The organism is Pararhodobacter aggregans (genome assembly GCF_003075525.1).
GTDB lineage: Bacteria > Pseudomonadota > Alphaproteobacteria > Rhodobacterales > Rhodobacteraceae > Pararhodobacter > Pararhodobacter aggregans.
This window is the reverse complement of the sequence record NZ_QDDR01000001.1, coordinates 315253-331869: the sequence shown is the minus strand read 5'-3', so window position 1 is coordinate 331869 and position 16617 is coordinate 315253. Positions and strand designations below refer to the sequence as shown.

Annotated in this window: 16 protein-coding genes and 1 other annotated feature; of the genes, 14 read left to right on the top strand and 2 right to left on the bottom strand. The window is 68.9% G+C overall.

Features of this window, described 5'->3' with window-relative positions; genetic code table 11:
- The 4 genes from DDE23_RS01660 (at position 1) to DDE23_RS01645 (ending at position 4415) form a co-directional block, all read left to right on the top strand.
- Positions 1-1503 (top strand): tripartite tricarboxylate transporter permease, encoded by a 1503-nt coding sequence (locus DDE23_RS01660; protein WP_107749641.1) that lies wholly within the window; start codon positions 1-3, stop codon positions 1501-1503.
- A 48-nt stretch (positions 1504-1551) separates the two neighbouring features.
- Positions 1552-2514 (top strand): tripartite tricarboxylate transporter substrate binding protein, encoded by a 963-nt coding sequence (locus DDE23_RS01655; protein WP_107749640.1) that lies wholly within the window; start codon positions 1552-1554, stop codon positions 2512-2514.
- Positions 2515-2580: 66 nt separating this feature from the next.
- Entirely contained in the window at positions 2581-2955 is a 375-nt protein-coding gene (locus DDE23_RS01650) for a YciI family protein (protein ID WP_157957950.1), read from the top strand.
- 23 nt (positions 2956-2978) lie between these two features.
- On the top strand, positions 2979-4415 hold the full coding sequence (locus tag DDE23_RS01645; RefSeq protein WP_107749638.1) for an aldehyde dehydrogenase family protein: 1437 nt from the start codon (positions 2979-2981) through the stop codon (positions 4413-4415).
- A gap of 153 nt (positions 4416-4568) precedes the next feature.
- Here the strand turns inward: DDE23_RS01645 and DDE23_RS01640 are convergent, their stop codons facing one another.
- A complete protein-coding gene (locus DDE23_RS01640) occupies positions 4569-5219 on the bottom strand; it encodes a GntR family transcriptional regulator (protein ID WP_107749637.1) in 651 nt (216 codons plus the stop codon).
- Between the two features lie 195 nt (positions 5220-5414).
- Here DDE23_RS01640 and DDE23_RS01635 point away from each other — a divergent pair, with 195 nt between their 5' ends.
- From DDE23_RS01635 to DDE23_RS25820, 8 genes are all read left to right on the top strand, one after another.
- Positions 5415-5861 (top strand): hypothetical protein, encoded by a 447-nt coding sequence (locus DDE23_RS01635; RefSeq protein ID WP_107749636.1) that lies wholly within the window; start codon positions 5415-5417, stop codon positions 5859-5861.
- The gene (locus DDE23_RS01630) at positions 5858-6643 is read left to right on the top strand and encodes a D-glutamate cyclase family protein (protein ID WP_107749635.1); all 786 of its coding nucleotides are present in this window, start codon (positions 5858-5860) and stop codon (positions 6641-6643) included. The genes DDE23_RS01635 and DDE23_RS01630 overlap by 4 nt, the downstream gene beginning before the upstream one ends.
- A 70-nt stretch (positions 6644-6713) precedes the next feature.
- Positions 6714-7520: an ABC transporter substrate-binding protein gene (locus DDE23_RS01625; RefSeq protein ID WP_107749634.1), complete on the top strand. Its 807-nt coding sequence runs from the start codon at positions 6714-6716 to the stop codon at positions 7518-7520.
- A gap of 54 nt (positions 7521-7574) precedes the next feature.
- The gene (locus DDE23_RS01620) at positions 7575-8249 is read left to right on the top strand and encodes an amino acid ABC transporter permease (protein ID WP_107749633.1); all 675 of its coding nucleotides are present in this window, start codon (positions 7575-7577) and stop codon (positions 8247-8249) included.
- A 36-nt stretch (positions 8250-8285) separates the two neighbouring features.
- Positions 8286-9287 (top strand): TRAP transporter substrate-binding protein, encoded by a 1002-nt coding sequence (locus DDE23_RS01615; protein ID WP_107749632.1) that lies wholly within the window; start codon positions 8286-8288, stop codon positions 9285-9287.
- A gap of 2 nt (positions 9288-9289) precedes the next feature.
- Positions 9290-9772, top strand: coding sequence for a TRAP transporter small permease (locus DDE23_RS01610; protein WP_107749631.1), 483 nt, complete (start codon positions 9290-9292; stop codon positions 9770-9772).
- Complete coding sequence (locus DDE23_RS01605; protein ID WP_107749630.1) at positions 9769-11061, top strand: TRAP transporter large permease; 1293 nt, start codon at positions 9769-9771, stop codon at positions 11059-11061. The genes DDE23_RS01610 and DDE23_RS01605 overlap by 4 nt, the downstream gene beginning before the upstream one ends.
- Before the next feature lie 15 nt (positions 11062-11076).
- Positions 11077-13065, top strand: coding sequence for an aminotransferase class V-fold PLP-dependent enzyme (locus tag DDE23_RS25820; protein ID WP_337589822.1), 1989 nt, complete (start codon positions 11077-11079; stop codon positions 13063-13065).
- 6 nt (positions 13066-13071) lie between these two features.
- Here the strand turns inward: DDE23_RS25820 and DDE23_RS01590 are convergent, their stop codons facing one another.
- Positions 13072-13608, bottom strand: coding sequence for a thermonuclease family protein (locus tag DDE23_RS01590; protein WP_133239511.1), 537 nt, complete (start codon positions 13606-13608; stop codon positions 13072-13074).
- Between the two features lie 153 nt (positions 13609-13761).
- Here DDE23_RS01590 and DDE23_RS01585 point away from each other — a divergent pair, with 153 nt between their 5' ends.
- A complete protein-coding gene (locus tag DDE23_RS01585; protein ID WP_107749628.1) occupies positions 13762-14907 on the top strand; it encodes a lytic murein transglycosylase in 1146 nt (381 codons plus the stop codon).
- 104 nt (positions 14908-15011) lie between these two features.
- Positions 15012-15069, top strand: a sequence feature (sul1 is cis-regulatory element that is thought to sense ions involved in sulfur or methionine metabolism; They are found in Alphaproteobacteria).
- A gap of 53 nt (positions 15070-15122) precedes the next feature.
- Positions 15123-16613, top strand: coding sequence for a SulP family inorganic anion transporter (locus DDE23_RS01580; protein WP_107749627.1), 1491 nt, complete (start codon positions 15123-15125; stop codon positions 16611-16613).
- Positions 16614-16617: the final 4 nt, after the last annotated feature.

Here is a 16617-nt window from a genome sequence, read left to right as displayed (position 1 = left end):
ATGCTCGAGCAATTCATGATGGGCCTGGGCGTGGTCATGCAGCCCTCGGTCCTAGTCTACGCGCTGGCGGGCGTGGTCATCGGCCAGCTGATCGGCGTGCTGCCGGGGATCGGCGCGATCACCGCCATCTCGCTGTTGCTGCCGATCACCTTTCACCTCGACGCCACCTCGTCGATCATCCTGCTGGCGGGCATCTACTACGGCTCGCAATACGGCGGCTCGATCGCTTCGATCCTGCTGAACCTGCCCGGCACGCCCTCGTCGGTCGTCACCTGCCTCGAAGGCTACCCGATGGCGCAGAAGGGCCGGGCGGGGCTTGCGCTGTTCATCGCCGCCTTCTCGTCCTTCATCGGCGGCATGATCGGCGTGGCGCTGGTGGTGGCGGCAGCGATCCCCATGGCCTCGATCGCGCTGCGCTTCGGCGCCGCCGAATACGCCATGCTGGTGGTGCTGGGGCTGATCGCGGCCTCGCTGATCGGCACCGGCTCGCAACTGCGCTCGCTGGCCATGGTGCTGGTCGGCATCGCGCTGGGCCTGGTCGGCGCCGACACGACCACGGGCTTCTACCGCTTCGTCGGCATGCCGGAGCTGGCGGAAGGCATCAGCCTTGTGTCGCTGGCCATGGGCCTGTTCGGCGTCAGCGAGATCATCCGCTCGGTCAATTCCGAGGCCCCGCGACAGACCAGAATCGCCGTCTCGATGCGGGACATCCTGCCGACCCGCGCCGAGTTCCGGGAGATCACCGGCCCGATCCTGCGCGGCGCCGGGATCGGCAGCTTCTTCGGCGCCCTGCCCGGAACCGGGGCCGCCATCGCCTCGTTCATGGCCTATGCCGTGGAAAAGCGCGTCTCGCGCACGCCGGGCAGGTTCGGCACCGGCCATCTGCCGGGCATCGCCGCGCCCGAATCCTCGAACAACGCGGCGGCGCAGACCAGCTTCATCCCGACGCTGACGCTGGGCGTGCCCGGGGATGCGGTGATGGCGCTGATGATCGGCGCGCTGGTCCTGAACGGGGTGATCCCGGGGCCGCGGCTGATGATCGACCAGCCGACGCTGTTCTGGGGGGTCATCGCCAGCTTCTTCATCGGCAACCTGATCCTGCTGCTGATCAACATCCCGCTGATCCGCCTCTGGGTCCTGCTGCTGCGCATCCCCTACCGCAAGCTCTATCCGGTCATCATCATCATGATCTGCGTCGGCGTCTATTCGCACCGCACCAGCGTGGTGGATGTGGTGCTGACGCTGGGCTTCGGCATCCTCGGCTATCTGCTGAAGAACGTCCGTTTCGAGCCGGCGCCGATCCTGCTGGGCTTCGTCCTGGGTCCGCTGTTCGAGGAAAACTTCCGCCGGGCGATGCTGCTCAACGGGGGCGATTTCACCGTCTTCGCCACCCGTCCGATCAGCGGCACGCTGCTGGCCTGCACCGTCGCGCTCTTGGTCTATTCGCTCGCCTCGGGCCTTGCCGCCCGCCGCCGCGCCCGCCGTGCCGCGCCCCCTTCCTGACCCCACCTGCCGGGGGGAGGCCCGGCGCAACATCCCAACGGAGGAACCATGTTGAAAACCCTGTTCGCCGCCCTGCCGCTGGCCTTGGCCCTGAGCCTGCCCGCCGCCGCGCAAAGCCCCTATCCCGACCACACCATCCGCATCGTCCACGGCTTCGCCGCCGGCGGCAACGCCGATACCGTCTCGCGCATCATCGCCGACGCACTGTCGCAGGATCTGGGCCAGGCCGTGATCGTCGAGGCCCGCCCGGGCGCCGGTGGCACCGTCGCTTCGGGCTATGTCGCCCAGCAGGAGGCCGACGGCTACACGCTGCAATTGCTGGTCGGCGGTCACCCGGTCGCGGCGGCCCTCTACAATTCCCTGCCCTTCGACTCGCTTGACGACTTCACCTTCATCTCGACCGTCGGGCAGTTTCCCTTCTTCGTCGGCGCCCAGCATGGCCGCTTCGCCTCGATCCAGGAGGTCATCGACGCAGCCCGCGCCAACCCGCGCTCGATCCGCATCGGCCATGCCGGTGTCGGCTCCACCCAGCACCTGACCGGCGAATTGCTGGGGCTGGAGACCGGCGTGCAGTTCCTGCACGTGCCCTATCAGGGCGGCGCGGCTGCAACGACGGCGCTGATGGGCGGCGAGATCGACCTGGTGATCGACGCGGGCACCGTGATCCTGGGCCAGGCCGATGCGGGCGTCTTCGACGCGCTGGCGGTGACCTCGGGCGAACGCTGGGACGACCGCCCCGACGTGCCGACGCTGGCCGAAACCGTGGCGCCGGGCTTTGACGTCCTGTCCTGGACCGGCATCGGCGCCCCCGCCGGCCTGCCCGCCGACATCGCCGAGACGCTGAACGCCGCCGTCAACCGCGCCCTGCAGGACGAGGGCGTGCGCGAGCGGATCCTGGCGCTGGGCGCGAGCCCCGTGGGCTCCACCGGCGAGGAGTTCCGCGCCATGGTCGAGCGGCAGATCGCCACCTGGACCCGGGTGATCGACGCCGCCGAGATCGAGCGCCGCTGAGCCCTCGCCCGGACCGGCCGCCCGCTCCCGCGGCCGGTCCACCCCCCCGCTGCCCGGATGGACAAGATGACCGAGACGACGCCCGAATCCCTCTATGCCAGCATGCTGCGCCAGTCGCTCTGGGTGGTGACCACCCGCCCCGCCCGCGGCCCCGGCATCCAGGCGGTGCTGCCCGAGCATCTGGCCTATCAGGTGGCGCTGGAACGCGCGGGCACGCTCTTTGGTGCGGGTCCGATCTTCGAGGACGGCGACGCAGCGCCCCCCACCGGCGGCATGGTCATCCTGCGCGCGGGATCCGAGGCCGAGGCGCGGCAGATCGCCGAAGCCGACCCGTTCCATGCCAGGGGCCTCAGGCAGTTCACCCTGCACCGCTGGCTGCTGAACGAGGGGTCGATGACCCTCACCCTGCGCTATTCCGACCAGAGCCTCGTTCTGGGCTGAGCCCCCTTTCAGGAAAGACCCCGATGTCCGACCCCAAACCCAACCTGATCGGCGGCGCCTGGCGCCCCGGCGAGGGCGCGCCCAACGCCTGCCCCTCCGACCTGTCGCTGACGCTGGGCGCATATGCCCGTGGCACCCGCGCCGATGCGCTCGACGCCATTGCCGCCGCCAAAGCCGCCTTCCCGGCCTGGTCGCGCTCGGCCCCGCTCACCCGCCACGCCATCCTGCGCAAGGCCGCCGACGAGATCCTGGCACGGCGCGAGGAACTGGGACGGCTTCTGTCCCTCGAAGAGGGCAAGACCCTGCCCGAAGGCATCGGCGAGGTGACCCGCGCCGGCCAGATCTTCGATTTCTTCGCCGGGGAATGCCTCAGGCTCTCGGGCGAGCTCCTGCCCTCGGTCCGCCCCGGCGTCGGGGTCGAGATCACCCGCGAGGCGGTCGGCGTCGTCGGCATCATCACGCCCTGGAACTTCCCCATCGCCATCCCGGCCTGGAAGATCGCGCCCGCGCTCTGCCATGGCAATACCGTGGTTTTCAAACCCGCCGATCTGGTCCCCGGCTCGGCCTGGGCACTCGTTGACATCCTGCACCGCGCGGGCCTTCCCGAAGGCGTTCTGAACCTGGTCATGGGCCGCGGCTCGGTGGTCGGTCAGGCGATCGTCGAAAGCCCGGACGTGACGGCGCTGACCTTCACCGGCTCGCGCCAGACCGGCGAAGCGCTGGCCCAGGCCTCGGCCCGGCTGATGCGCAAGGTGCAGTTCGAAATGGGCGGCAAGAACCCCTTCGTCGTGCTGAAGGACGCCGACCTCGACGTGGCGGTCGAGGCGGTGGTCAACGGCTCGTTCTTCTCGACCGGCCAGCGCTGCACCGCCTCCTCGCGGATCATCGTCGAACAGGCGGTCTACGCGCCCTTCCTCGCCGCGGTGAAAGCCCGGCTCGAGGCGCTGACCACCGGTCACGCGCTGGAGACGGGCACCGATATCGGCCCGGTGGTCGACGAAAGCCAGCTCGCGCAGGACCTCGATTACATCGCCCGGGGCCAAGGCGAAGGCGCCCGCCTCGTCACCGGCGGCGAGCGGGTGAGCCGCGCGACCGAAGGCTTCTTCCTCACCCCCGCCCTCTTCGCCGATTGCACCAACCAGATGACCATCGCCCGGGACGAGATCTTCGGCCCGGTCGCCGCGGTGATCCCGGTGCGCGACTATGACGAAGCGCTGAGCCTCGCCAATGACACGCCCTACGGGCTCTCGGCCGGGATCGCCACCACCAGCCTGAAACACGCCAGCCATTTCAAGCGCAACGCCCAGGCCGGGATGGTGATGGTCAACCTGCCGACCGCGGGGGTGGATTTCCACGTCCCCTTCGGCGGCACCAAGGGCTCCAGCCACGGCCCCCGCGAACAGGGCCGCTACGCCGCCGAGTTCTTCACCAGCATCAAGACCGCCTACCAACAGCCCTGATATCTTTGTTCCTCAAATATCCACGGGGATTTTCAAGGGGGGCGTGCCCCCCTTGAAGCAGGGGGTGCGGGGGGCGGCAGCCCCCCGCTCTTTGCGTTCTCTGGGGGCGGCAGCCAGCCGCCTTGGTCGCCCGAGGCACGAGGGCGAACCCCCTCACCCCGCCCGCAGCCGCAGATAGCTCCCCTCCCCCTCCAGCACGAAACGCAGGATCCGCGCCTCGGCCGCCAGGGCGTCGCGGGCGGCGAAGGCCGCCAGCAGGTCGCGCTGTCCGGCGATGATGGTGCGATGCGCCTCGCCGTCGCGCATCGTCGCCAGCCGCACCGCCTGCACCTGCCCCGACAGCCGCTGGATCGCCGCGCCCAGCTCCGCATTCGGCACCGCCGAGAGCCAGGTGTTCCGGAACACCTCGGACGCGCGGTAGAAGGTCTCGAAATCGTCCTTCTCCAGCGTGCCCATCGCCTCGTCCACCGCCGCCCGCATCCGCGCCACATGCGCCTCGCTGCAGGCCTGGGCGGCGCTGGCCGCGGCATGGGGCTCCAGCAGGCGGCGCAGGACGAAGACCTGCATGATCTTCTCATGGGTGAAATTGGGCAGCGAATAGCCGCGCGTCGTGCCCTCCAGATAGCCCTCGCTCACCAGCTGCATCAGCGCCTCGCGCACCGGCATGCGCGAGACGCCCATCTCGGCGGCGATGGCGGTATCGACCAGCCTGTCGGCCGCGCCGATCTTGCCGGTCAGGATCCTCGTGCGGATCGTGTCATGGATTCGCTGCCGGTGGCTGGGGCGCTGGCTGGAACGGGACATGAGCCTTCTTTCGGTCAAGGAGCAGGCATTACGGGTCGAACAGTATACTAAATTTACCCGCACGGCAGCCTTTGTCACGCAGAATTCGCGGCAAAACCAAGCATATCGCGCCCAACAATTTTAATCTTAAAAGAAATGGATTGACAATTGCATACTGTTTGCCATCCTCGACCCAGCACCAGAGAGGAGCGCCCGATGCCCAGCCCGGATCTTGCCCATATGACGGCCATTCTGGCCGAGGTCCCGGCCGCTTTCGCCTTCGCGCTTCTGTCCGAGCCCGCTTTCGTCGGCGGCTGGTCGCTGGGATCCATGGGCCTGACCGAGGTCGCCGAGGGGGTCTACCGCGGCACCTCGCTCTTTGACGGCAGCGCCGCGCATGTCGATATCCGCCCGGTCCCGGCGCTGGGGCTGATCGATTTCGGCGTCGGCACCCTCGCGGCGCGCACGCCCCGCATCTATATCCGCGTGACCCCCGGCCCCGATCTGGGCCATCCCGAAGGCCGCTGCCAGATCGCGCTGCACGCGCTGCGCGCGGCGGGCAGCCCGGACGAGCGCTGGGCGCGCACCTGCATCACCCACGAGACCGAGATCCTGCTGATCAAGGCGCAGCTCGAAACCGCCTTCGCGGGGACCGGCGGATGACGACCGGCCACGCCCTCAGGCTCGAGGCGCGGGCGGGGCGCCTGAACGGGCCGACCGGCTCGATGGCGCCGGGGCTGGCGCAGGCCAATCTGGCGCTGATCCCCGCCCGGCTGGCCGATGATTTCGAGGCCTTCCTGCGGGCCAATCCCGCCGCCTTCCCGCTGCTGGCCCGGGGCCGCGCCGGGGATCCCGCATTGCCCGAGCTGGGCGCGGATATCGACCTCAGGACCGACCTGCCCCGCTACCGGGTGTTCCGCGACGGCGGGCCGGTGGCGATGCCCACCGACATCACCGGCCTCTGGCGCGACGACCTGACCGCCTTCGCCATCGGCTGTTCGCTCAGTTTCGAGGCGGATCTGGTGGCGGCGGGCGTGACCCTGCGCTGCCATGCGCCGGGGCTGACCTGTTCGGCCTTCGACACCGATCTGCCGCTTACCCCTTCGGGCCCTTTCGGCGGCAGGCTCGTCGTCTCGATGCGCGCCGTCCCCGCCGCTCAGGTCGCGCTGGCCGAGGCGGTGACCCGGGCGCATCCGCAATCGCATGGCGCGCCGGTCCATGTCGGCGACCCCGCCGCGATCGGCGCCGACCTCGGCCGCCCGATCGACGGGATCGGCCTGACCGACATCCGGCCGGGCGAGGTGCCGGTGTTCTGGGCCTGCGGCGTCTCGCTCGAACGGGCCATCGCCCATGCCGCGCCCGACCTCGCCATCACCCATGCCCCCGGCCACATGCTGATTACCGATCTGCCAGCCCGGGAACTTGCGCCAGAAACCACCCGGTGAACGGAAACATCCGCCCGGATCAACCGGCCGCCCGACAGGACCCGGCCACCACCCACGGGGAGAAAACCTGATGACGCTTCACCGCCGCCTGTTCCTTGGCGCCGCGACCGGCCTTGCGCTGTCGCTCGCCTCCCTTCCCGCCCTTGCGCAGGATGTCCTGCGCGTCGGCTCCTACCCGGCCAACCCGCCGTGGGAGAACCGCAATGCCGAGGGCGTGTTCGAGGGGTTCGAGGTCGATATCGTCACCGAGATCGCCAACCGCATCGGCCGCACCGCCGAGATCGAGGGCTATGATTTCCGCGCGCTGTTCGTCGCCACCGCCTCGGGCCGGGTCGATATCGTCATCTCGTCCCTGACCATCACCGACGAGCGCCTTGAATCGCAAAGCTTCACCCAGCCCTATGTCGAGGGCGCCATGGGTATCGGCGTGCGGGCGGGCAGCGACATTCACGGCCTCGAGGACCTGCGCGACCGCCGGATCGGCACCATCGCCACCTCGTTCCCCGAGGCATGGCTGAACGAACGCGCGGGCGAGATCGGCTTTGCCGCCAACAACAGCTACGACACCACGGCCAACATGCTGACCGACCTGATGGCCGGACGCATCGACGCGGTGGTCAATGATGTGGTCGGCCTGCGCTATGCCTTCCAGCAGATGACCGGGCTGGAGGTCGCCCATGAGATCGTCACCGGCGAGCGTTTCGCCATGATGATGGCCAAGGATTCGCCGCTGCTGGAGCCGGTGAACGAGGCGATCAGCGCGATGAAGGAAGACGGCACCATGGCCGCGATCTTCGAGCGCTGGATGGGTGTGGCCCCGGCCGAGGGCAGCCTGACCGTGACGCCGCTGCCGATCCCGACCCCCGGCAATTACTGAGACGCCGGCCGGGGGGCGGCCCTGCCCCCCGCCTGACCCGAGCGGAGGGATGGCATGAGCGCGGTCGATATCTTCTTCAACCTGAGTGTTCTGGAACGCGCGCTGCCGATGCTGCTGCGGGGGTTGTGGTACACGCTCAGCCTGGGCGTCACGGCCATCGTGCTGGGCTCGGCCCTGGGCGTGATGATCGCCATCACCCGGCTTTATGCGCCCAAGCCCCTGCGCCTGCTGGCCGTGCTCTACACCGATCTGGTGCGTGCGGTGCCGGTGCTGGTGCTCTTGATCCTGCTCTATTACGCGCTGCCCTTCGCGGGCATCACGCTCTCGTCCTTCGCGGCCGCCGCCACGGCGCTGACCATGGTGCTGGCCGCCTTCACCGCCGAGGTCGTCCGCTCGGGCATCGAGGCCACGCCCAAGGGCCAGTTCGAGGCCGCCTCGGCCCTCGGGCTCGGCTTCTGGGTGACGATGCGCAAGGTGATCCTGCCGCAGGCGATCCGCATCGTCATTCCGCCGCATGCCTCGAATTGCGTCTCGGTCATCAAGGACACGGCGCTGGCCTCGGTCGTGGCGCTGTCGGACCTTCTGAAACAGGCGACGGACGCGCAGGCGCTCTTTGCCAATCCCTCGCCCCTGATCGGGGCGGCGCTGATCTATGTCGCGATCCTGTGGCCCCTCGTCCGGCTGACCGGCCGGCTCGAACGCCACGCCAAGCGTGCCTATACCCGCTAACCCCCTTCCCGCCCCCCCCCCAACAGAGGAAACGCCATGAAACCGCTTGTCCCCTCCCTTGCCGCGCTGCTGCTGTCGGCCGGTCTGGCCCTGCCCGCCGCCGCGCAGACCATCACCATCGGCCTGTCGCTGCCCGAAAACATCGAGGGCTTCGACTTCGTCAACGGCATGTACCGGACCTTCGCCGCAGAGGTTGAGGCGCATTCGGACATGTCGGTGAACATCGTCTACGGCGGCGCGCTGGGCAATCCCAACGACCGGCTGGCGCAGATGCGCCGCGGCGTGATCGAGATGACCGATGCCGCGGACGGCAATTACGCCTCGATCTTCTCGGACATCATGGTCCTGAACATGCCCTACCTCTTCCCCTCGGAACAGGTGGCCTGGCAGGTCTTCGACGGCCCCTTCGGCACCCAGATGGCCGAGGATATCCGCGAAGCCACCGGCATCCGCGTGCTGGGCTGGTGGGAATCGGGCGGCTTCAAGCATTTCAGCGCCAGCCGCCTGATCGAAAGCCCGGCCGACATGGAAGGGCTGAAGATGCGGGTCCTCGGCCCCCTGGCGACGATCCCGGTCGAGGCGATGGGCGCCTCGGCCAGTCCCGTGGCCTTTGGCGAGCTCTATACCGCGCTCAGCACCGGCGTGGTGGACGGACAGGACAATTCGGTCTCCACCTTCAACCTGATCCGGCTCTACGAGGTGCAGTCGCATCTGATGATGACCGGCCATGTCTATGCCTTCGGCCCGCTGGGGATCTCGGACGCCTTCTTCTCGGGCCTCACGCCGGAAAACCAGCAGGTGATCCTGGATGCCGCCGCCACCGCCATCGCCTATAACCGCGAGACCTCGCGCGCGGTCGAGGCCTCGGCCATCACCCGGGCCGAGGAGGCGGGCGTCACCGTGGTCCGCATGACCGACGAGCAGCGCGATGCCTTCCGGCAGGTCATGCAGCCCGCCGCCATCGAGTGGCTGCAGGGCAACGTCGACCATCCCGACCTGATCGACGCCGCGCTGGCCGCGGTCGCGGCGGCCGAGTGACGATGAAGGCGCTGGCCTCCCTCGTCGGCGCCCTGGACAGGGGGCTGCGCATCGTCGCGGCCCTCTGCCTCGCGGGGCTGTTCCTGCTGATGCTGGCGCAGGTGGCGCTGCGCTATACCGCGCTGGGCGTGCCGGCCTTTGCCGAGGAACTGGCCCGCTACGCCATGGTCTGGATGGCGCTGCTGGCCACCGCCGTCGCGGTGCGGGAAGGCAGCCATATCCGCGTGGATTTCGTTCCCCTCGCGCTGGGCGCGGCGGCGCCTGTCCTCGGCCGGGCGCTGGAGGCTGTGCTGGACGCGCTGACGCTCGGCATCTGTCTGGTGATCTTCTGGCAGGGGCTCGACATCGTGTCCTTCGCCGCGGGCCAGCGAAGCGACGGGCTGCGGATCCCGATGTCCTGGCCCTATGGCGCGATGCCGGTGGCCTTCGGCCTTGCCGCGATCCTGGCGCTGGCGCGACTGTTCGAGCGGAGGACCCCGGCATGACCGACACACTCATGGTGCTGCTGGGCAGCTTCCTGCTGCTGATGCTGCTGGGCCTGCCGGTCGCCTGGTCGCTGCTGACCTCGATGCTGGCCTGGGTCGCCTATGGCGGGCAATGGCGCTTCCTGCCCATCGCCGCCGAACGGATCTGGCAGGGCATGGATGTCTTCGTGCTGATGGCCATTCCGCTCTTCATCCTGGCCGGGGAACTGGTCAACGCGGGCAAGATCACCGACCGGCTGATCCATTTCGCCAATGTCCTCTTCGGCTGGATGCGGGGCGGGCTGGCGCAGGTGAATATCGGCGCCTCGATCCTGTTCTCCGGCATCACCGGCGTGGCTTTGGGCGATATCGCCGCGCTGGGCCGGGTGTTCATCCCGGCCATGGTGAAACAGGGCTACAGCCCCGCCTATGCCGCGGCCGTCACCGCGTCCTCGTCGATCATCGGGCCGATGGTGCCGCCCTCGCTGGTCGCGGTGATCTATGGCTCGATGACCGGGCTTTCGATCGGCGCGCTGATGGCGGCGACGCTGATCCCGGGGCTGCTGATCGGGCTGGTGCAGATGCTGCTGGTCGCGGTGCAGGCCCGCCGCCACAATTTCCCCCAGGTCGAGATGGACCGCAGCCCCGCCGTGGCGGTGCGCGCCACCGGGCAGGCGCTGGTGCCGCTGATGATCCCCGTCATCATCCTGGCGGGGCTGATGGGCGGGCTGATGACCCCGACCGAGGCCGGGGCGGTCGCGGCGGGCTACGCGTTGGTCGTGGCCACGCTGGTCTATCGCAGCCTGCGGCTGGGCACGCTGGGCGAGGTCTTCCAGCGCTCGGCGCTCTTTTCCGGGCAGCTCCTCATCATCGTCGGCTGCGGCGCGGCCTTTTCCTGGGTCATGGGCATGGAGAACGTGCCGCGCATGGTCGCAGGCTGGATCGGCGGCTGGGAGATGGGCTATCTGGGCACGCTGCTGGTCTTCAACGCCATCCTCCTCGTGCTGGGGATGTTCATCGACCCGACCACGGTCATCATCCTCTTCGGTCCGATCCTGTCGGCCGCCGCCGTCCATGCCGGGATCGACCCGCTGCATTTCGGCGTGATCGCCATCCTCAACCTGAACATCGGCCTGCTGACCCCGCCGCTGGGCGTCTGCCTGTTCGCCGCCGAGCGGATCGCCGGTTGCGGCCTTGGCACGCTCATCAAAGCCAACACGCCCTTCCTGCTGGTCAATCTGGCCGGGCTGGGCCTCATCGCGGCCGTTCCGGGCTTCAGCCTCTGGCTGCCCGCGGCCCTCGGATTCTGACGAAAAGGACAAGGCATGCGCCGCAACACCAAGGCCGCCGGATATTTCCTCTATCACTCCATCGGCATCTATCCCGGCAAGGACGAGGACATGGCCCGCGCCATGGCCGAGTTCTCGGCCATCTGGGCCGCGCCCGATGACCGGCAATGGGGCTATGTGCTGAGGAAGCGTCAGGAATACCTCGACGCCTGGGGGCGGCTGATCCGGGCGCCCAAGGGTTCGCTCACCCATGTCGACAACGTGACCGAGGGCATGCACAAGCTGATGCGCTCGCTGCCCGAGGGCTGGCTGAGGGGCAAGAAGGTGCTGGTCGGCGCCGATTGCTTCCCGTCCCTGCATTTCATGCTGGCTGGGCTGGCGCCGAAAATCGGCTTCACGCTGGTCACCGTGCCCCGGTCCGAGGGCAAGGCCTGGGTCGAGACCGAGGATTTCATCGCCCAGTGGGATCGCGACGTCGCCTTGTCCCTGCTGACCTGGGTCACCTCCACCGCCTCGGCCCGGATGGATTACCCGGCGCTGGTGGCGCATGGCCGGGCGATGGGCAGCCTGATGGTCGCCGACATCACCCAGGCGGCGGGGCTTCTGCCCTTCGACGTGACCGAGCCGCGGGTCGACTTCGTCGTCTCGACCAGCCTCAAATGGCTTTGCGGCACGCCGGGCGCCGGGATCCTCTATGTCGACAAGGGGCTGGTGGCCGAGTTGCAGCCCGAGGCGCGCGGCTGGTTCAGCCAGAACAACCCCTTCTCCTGGGATCTCGACAAGTTCCAATACGCCCCCGACGTGCGCCGCTTCGACACCGGCACGCCGGGATCGGTCGCGGCCATCGCCTCGTTGCCCGCGATCCAGTGGTTCACCGCGCAGGATCAGGGCGCCATCGCTGCCCGCAACCGGTCGATGGTCGACCAGATCATCGGCCATGCCGACGCGCTGGGCCTGCCGCTCCTCTCCCCGCGTGAGGCGGAACGCCGGGGCGGCGCGGCGATGCTGCGCATGCCGTCGCGGGCCGAGGCGGCGGCGGTGGTCGGCGCCCTGGGGGTCGAGGGCTATTCGGTCGATTTCCGCGACACGATCCTGCGGCTTTCACCCGGGATCGTCACCGAGGACAGCGCCATCGAGACGGTCTTCGACATCACCAAACGCACCATGGACCGCCGCCAGGCCCGTTTCGCAGGCCAAGGGATCAATCTGGAACGGAAGGGCAAGACGATGGACAATCTTCTGGGCGGGCTGGGCGAGGCCCTGCTGACCGGCGCGGTCAGGATCGTCGATTGCACCGCGGTGCTGGGCCCCGACACGCCGCTTCTGCGCCTGCCCGAGGAGATCGCCCGCAACACCCCGCAGGTGAAGATCCACAAGATCAGCAATTACGACATCGACGGGCCCTATTGGGCCTGGAACTGGCTGGAACTGGGCGAGCATTCCGGCACCCATTTCGACGCGCCGCACCATTGGCTGACCGGCAAGGATTACCCCGACGGCGCCACCGACACGCTGGACGTGCAGCGGCTGATGGCGCCGGTCAATGTCATCGACTGCTCGACCGAGGCCGCGGCCGACCCCGATTTCCTGCTGACCGCCCAGCGGGTCAAGGAATGGGAGGCCCGGCATGGCGAGATCGGGCCGGGCGAATGGGTCGTCATGCGCACCGATTGGGACAAGCGCATGCAGGATGCGGAACTGTTCCTGAACATGGATCAGGGCCCTGACGGCGACGGCGCGCATACCCCCGGCCCCTCGACCGATTGCATGGATTACCTGCTGTCCAAGGGCATCGTTGGCTGGGGCACGCAATGCGTGGGTACCGATGCCGGGATGGCCGGGAAATTCAGCCCGCCCTATCCCGCGCATAACTTCCTGCACCGCGACAATTGCTTCGGCCTCGCCAGCCTGTGCAACCTCGACCAGCTGCCGCCCAAGGGCGCGATCCTGATGGTGGCGCCCCTGAAGATCGAGCACGGCACCGGCTCGCCCATCCGGGCGCTGGCGCTGGTGCAGGGGGGCTGAGCGCGGCTAGCGGCGGGCGCGGCAGCTGCCGTCCGCGATCATCGCCGCCGCCAGATCGCGCCCCCCGGGCAGCTGGCAACTGGCGATCTGCCGGTCGTAGGAGGTCTCGCCCGTCAGGCGGCAGGTGAGCCGCGCGCCCCGCACGAGGGCCTCCATCCGCGCCTTGGCCCGCGCGCCCTCGACCGTGCCCAGCTCGGCGCAATCGAGCGTGGCGAGGCGCAGGGCGAGGGCGCCCAGCTCGATCGTGTCGCCGTCCCGGACATGGGTCACGGCGGCGGGGCCGAGGGTGCGGGCGGTTGCGGAGGTGGCGGTGGACGGCGTGGCGGTGGGCGGCGCCTCGAACCCGCCCCAGGCCTGCCCGCCGTTCAGGACGCGCGGCAGGCGCTCGCCCGGCGGAAGGCCGTCGCGGGCCCCGGGCGACCAGGCCAGAGGCGTCAACCCCGCGGCGACCACCAGCGCCACCATCAGCCCCCGCCGCAACAGGCGCAGACGCTGTTTTCGACGGCGCGACAGCGCCCAGGGCGGAAGGTTTCGCGGTGCCATTCCCGAAGTCTCGACAGGAATTGCGGCGCTTTTGCGGAGGCGCGCGGCCGGCGCAGACCCGCCGCCCGGGCGAGGGGCGGGGCACTCGGCCATTGTGCCCGGGGGCCGTTCGCGGCACCATGGGGCAAAACAAGACCGGGAGGTGAGCAGCCGATGCCGATCAATCGACGCCTATTCGGGGCGGGGCTTCTGGGCCTCGGCCTGGCTGCCTGTTCGCGCAGCCTGCCCTCGCGGGCCAGCAGCGCGAGCCCGGACGAATTGCCGCCCGACCTGTTGCCCGCCTCGAACCGCGAGTATGACGCCTGGGTCGAGGCCTTCCGCAGCCGGGCCGAGGCCGCGGGCATCACCCGCCAGACCCTGAACACCGCCTTCCGCGGTGCGGGCTTCCTGCCGGGCGTGGTCACCCGCGACCAGAACCAGACCGAATTCCGCCGCTCGCTGGAGGATTACCTCTCCATCGCCGCGTCGGACGAGCGGATCGAAAAGGGCCGCGCCGCCTTTGCCCGCCACCGCCGCACGCTGGAGGCGATCGAGGCCGATACCGGCGTCGATGCGAAGATCGTGACCGCCATCTGGGGGCTGGAAAGCTATTACGGCGAGCGGCAGGGCCTGATCCCGGTGATCTCGGCCACCTCGACCCTGGCGTTCGAGGGCCGCCGCGGCCGCTATTTCGAGCGCGAGCTGATCGCGGCGCTGAGGATCGTGCAGAACGGCGACATCCCCGCCAGCCGCATGACCGGCAGCTGGGCCGGCGCCATGGGCCACACGCAATGCATGCCGACGGTGTTTCAGGAATACGCCGTCGATTTCACCGGCGACGGGCGGCGCGACATCTGGTCCGAGGATCCCTCGGACGCGCTGGCCACCACCGCGACCTATCTGCGCCGCCACGGCTGGACCCGCGGCCTGCCCTGGGGGCGCGAATTGCTGAGCGGTTCGGCCAGCGGGACGGTGCTGCAACCGCAGGCGGGCGGGCCGCGCTTTGACGTGACCTCGAACTTCCGGGTCATCAAGCGCTACAACCCGTCGGACGCCTATGCGCTGGGGGTCGGGCATCTGGCCGACCGGATCGGCGGCGCGGGCCCCCTTCGCAGCCCCTTCCCGCCCGACGAGAACGGGCTCAGCCGCGCCGACCGCATCGCGCTGCAACAGCGCCTCACCGCCCGGGGCTTCGACACGCAGGGCTCGGACGGGGTGATCGGCCGCAACACCGAGAGCGCGATCCGCGCCTATCAGCAGAGCCGCGGCATGGCGGTGACCGGCACCCCCTCGCGCGAGCTGCTGCAAAGCCTCGGCTGAACCCGGCACTGCCGGAAAATCCGCCAATCCCCGCCCCGGCAGCCGCTGCCGGGGCCTTAAGACTTGGCATCGGCGCCGGATCGCCGTAACCGGGGGCCAGCGAACACGGAGCCGGGTGCAAGCCCCGGCTGGCTCTTCCGGCCGCCGATCCGCCGGACAACCAGACCAAACCCCGCTTTGGAACAACGGCCCGACCGGGCCGACTGGATGACGACATGATCTCTCTCGACGCCTACCGCGCGCAGTGGTTCGGCAATATCCGGCCCGACCTGCTGTCCGGCCTCGTGGTGGCGCTGGCGCTGATCCCCGAAGCCATCGCCTTTTCGCTGATCGCGGGCGTGGACCCCAAGGTCGGGCTTTATGCCAGCTTCTCCATCGCCGTGCTGACCGCCATCGCCGGAGGACGGCCCGGCATGATCTCGGCCGCGACGGCGGCGACGGCGGTGCTGATGGTGACGCTGGTGCGCGACCACGGGCTGCAATACCTGCTGGCCGCCACGGTGCTGGCCGGGCTGATCCAGATCGCGGCGGGGCTGCTGCGGCTGGGGTTCGTCATGCGCTATGTCTCGAAATCGGTGATGACCGGCTTCGTCAACGCGCTGGCGATCCTGATCTTCATGGCACAGCTGCCGGAACTGGACCCGACCCGCGTCAGCTGGACCACCTATGCCATGGTCGCGGCGGGGCTGGCGATCATCTATCTGTTTCCCCGGATCACCCGCGCGGTGCCCTCGCCCCTGGTCACCATCATCGTGCTGACCGCGCTGACGCTGATCTTCCAATGGGACGTGCGCACGGTGGGCGACATGGGCGAATTGCCCGACACGCTGCCGATGTTCCTGCTGCCCGAGGTGCCCCTGACCTGGGAGACGCTGGGCATCATCCTGCCCTATTCGATTGCCGTTGCCGTGGTCGGGCTGCTGGAAAGCCTGATGACCCAGAACCTGGTCGACGAGCTGACCGACACCCGCACCGACCGCAATCAGGAATGCATCGGCCAGGGCATCGCCAATACCGCGACCGGCTTCATCGGCGGCATGGCGGGTTGTGCGATGATCGGGCAGAGCATGATCAACGTGAAATCGGGTGGCCGGGGGCGGCTGTCGTCCTTCACCGCCGGAACGGTGCTGCTGATCCTCGTGGTCTTTCTGGGCGAGTGGGTGGCGAAGATCCCGATGCCCGCGCTGGTGGCGATCATGATCATGGTCTCGGTCGGCACCTTCTCGTGGTCGTCGATCAGGAACCTGCGGACGCATCCGCGTTCGTCCTCGGTGGTGATGCTGGCGACGGTGGCGACGGTGGTCTGGACGCATAACCTGGCCATCGGCGTGCTGGTGGGCGTGCTGCTGTCGGGCATCTTCTTTGCCGCCAAGATCGCCCAGCTCTTCAGGGTCACCTCGACCATCTCGCCCGACGGGCGCGAGAGGGTCTATCGTGTCGAGGGTCAGATGTTCTACGGCTCGGTCGAGGATTTCATGGCCGCTTTCGACTTCGGCGAGGCGCTGGAGCGGGTGGTCATCGACGTCAGCGCGGCGCATATCTGGGATATTTCCTCGGTTCAGGCGCTGGACATGGCGGTGTTGAAATTCCGCCGCGACGGGGCCGAGGTGGAGATCGTCGGCATGAACAAGGCATCGGAAACCATCGTCGACCGGCTTGCCGTGCACGACAAACCCGGCGCGGGTGACGCGCTGATGGCGCATTGAGGAA

Excerpts from the sequence above, each read along its gene's own strand:
- DDE23_RS01660 (WP_107749641.1), top strand. The coding sequence starts at position 1 with ATGCTCGAGCAATTCATGATGGGCCTGGGCGTGGTCATGCAGCCCTCG.
- DDE23_RS01655 (WP_107749640.1), top strand. The coding sequence starts at position 1,552 with ATGTTGAAAACCCTGTTCGCCGCCCTGCCGCTGGCCTTGGCCCTGAGC.
- DDE23_RS01650 (WP_157957950.1), top strand. The coding sequence starts at position 2,581 with ATGACCGAGACGACGCCCGAATCCCTCTATGCCAGCATGCTGCGCCAG.
- DDE23_RS01645 (WP_107749638.1), top strand. The coding sequence starts at position 2,979 with ATGTCCGACCCCAAACCCAACCTGATCGGCGGCGCCTGGCGCCCCGGC.
- DDE23_RS01640 (WP_107749637.1), bottom strand. The coding sequence starts at position 5,219 with ATGTCCCGTTCCAGCCAGCGCCCCAGCCACCGGCAGCGAATCCATGAC.
- DDE23_RS01635 (WP_107749636.1), top strand. The coding sequence starts at position 5,415 with ATGCCCAGCCCGGATCTTGCCCATATGACGGCCATTCTGGCCGAGGTC.
- DDE23_RS01630 (WP_107749635.1), top strand. The coding sequence starts at position 5,858 with ATGACGACCGGCCACGCCCTCAGGCTCGAGGCGCGGGCGGGGCGCCTG.
- DDE23_RS01625 (WP_107749634.1), top strand. The coding sequence starts at position 6,714 with ATGACGCTTCACCGCCGCCTGTTCCTTGGCGCCGCGACCGGCCTTGCG.
- DDE23_RS01620 (WP_107749633.1), top strand. The coding sequence starts at position 7,575 with ATGAGCGCGGTCGATATCTTCTTCAACCTGAGTGTTCTGGAACGCGCG.
- DDE23_RS01615 (WP_107749632.1), top strand. The coding sequence starts at position 8,286 with ATGAAACCGCTTGTCCCCTCCCTTGCCGCGCTGCTGCTGTCGGCCGGT.
- DDE23_RS01610 (WP_107749631.1), top strand. The coding sequence starts at position 9,290 with ATGAAGGCGCTGGCCTCCCTCGTCGGCGCCCTGGACAGGGGGCTGCGC.
- DDE23_RS01605 (WP_107749630.1), top strand. The coding sequence starts at position 9,769 with ATGACCGACACACTCATGGTGCTGCTGGGCAGCTTCCTGCTGCTGATG.
- DDE23_RS25820 (WP_337589822.1), top strand. The coding sequence starts at position 11,077 with ATGCGCCGCAACACCAAGGCCGCCGGATATTTCCTCTATCACTCCATC.
- DDE23_RS01590 (WP_133239511.1), bottom strand. The coding sequence starts at position 13,608 with ATGGCACCGCGAAACCTTCCGCCCTGGGCGCTGTCGCGCCGTCGAAAA.
- DDE23_RS01585 (WP_107749628.1), top strand. The coding sequence starts at position 13,762 with ATGCCGATCAATCGACGCCTATTCGGGGCGGGGCTTCTGGGCCTCGGC.
- DDE23_RS01580 (WP_107749627.1), top strand. The coding sequence starts at position 15,123 with ATGATCTCTCTCGACGCCTACCGCGCGCAGTGGTTCGGCAATATCCGG.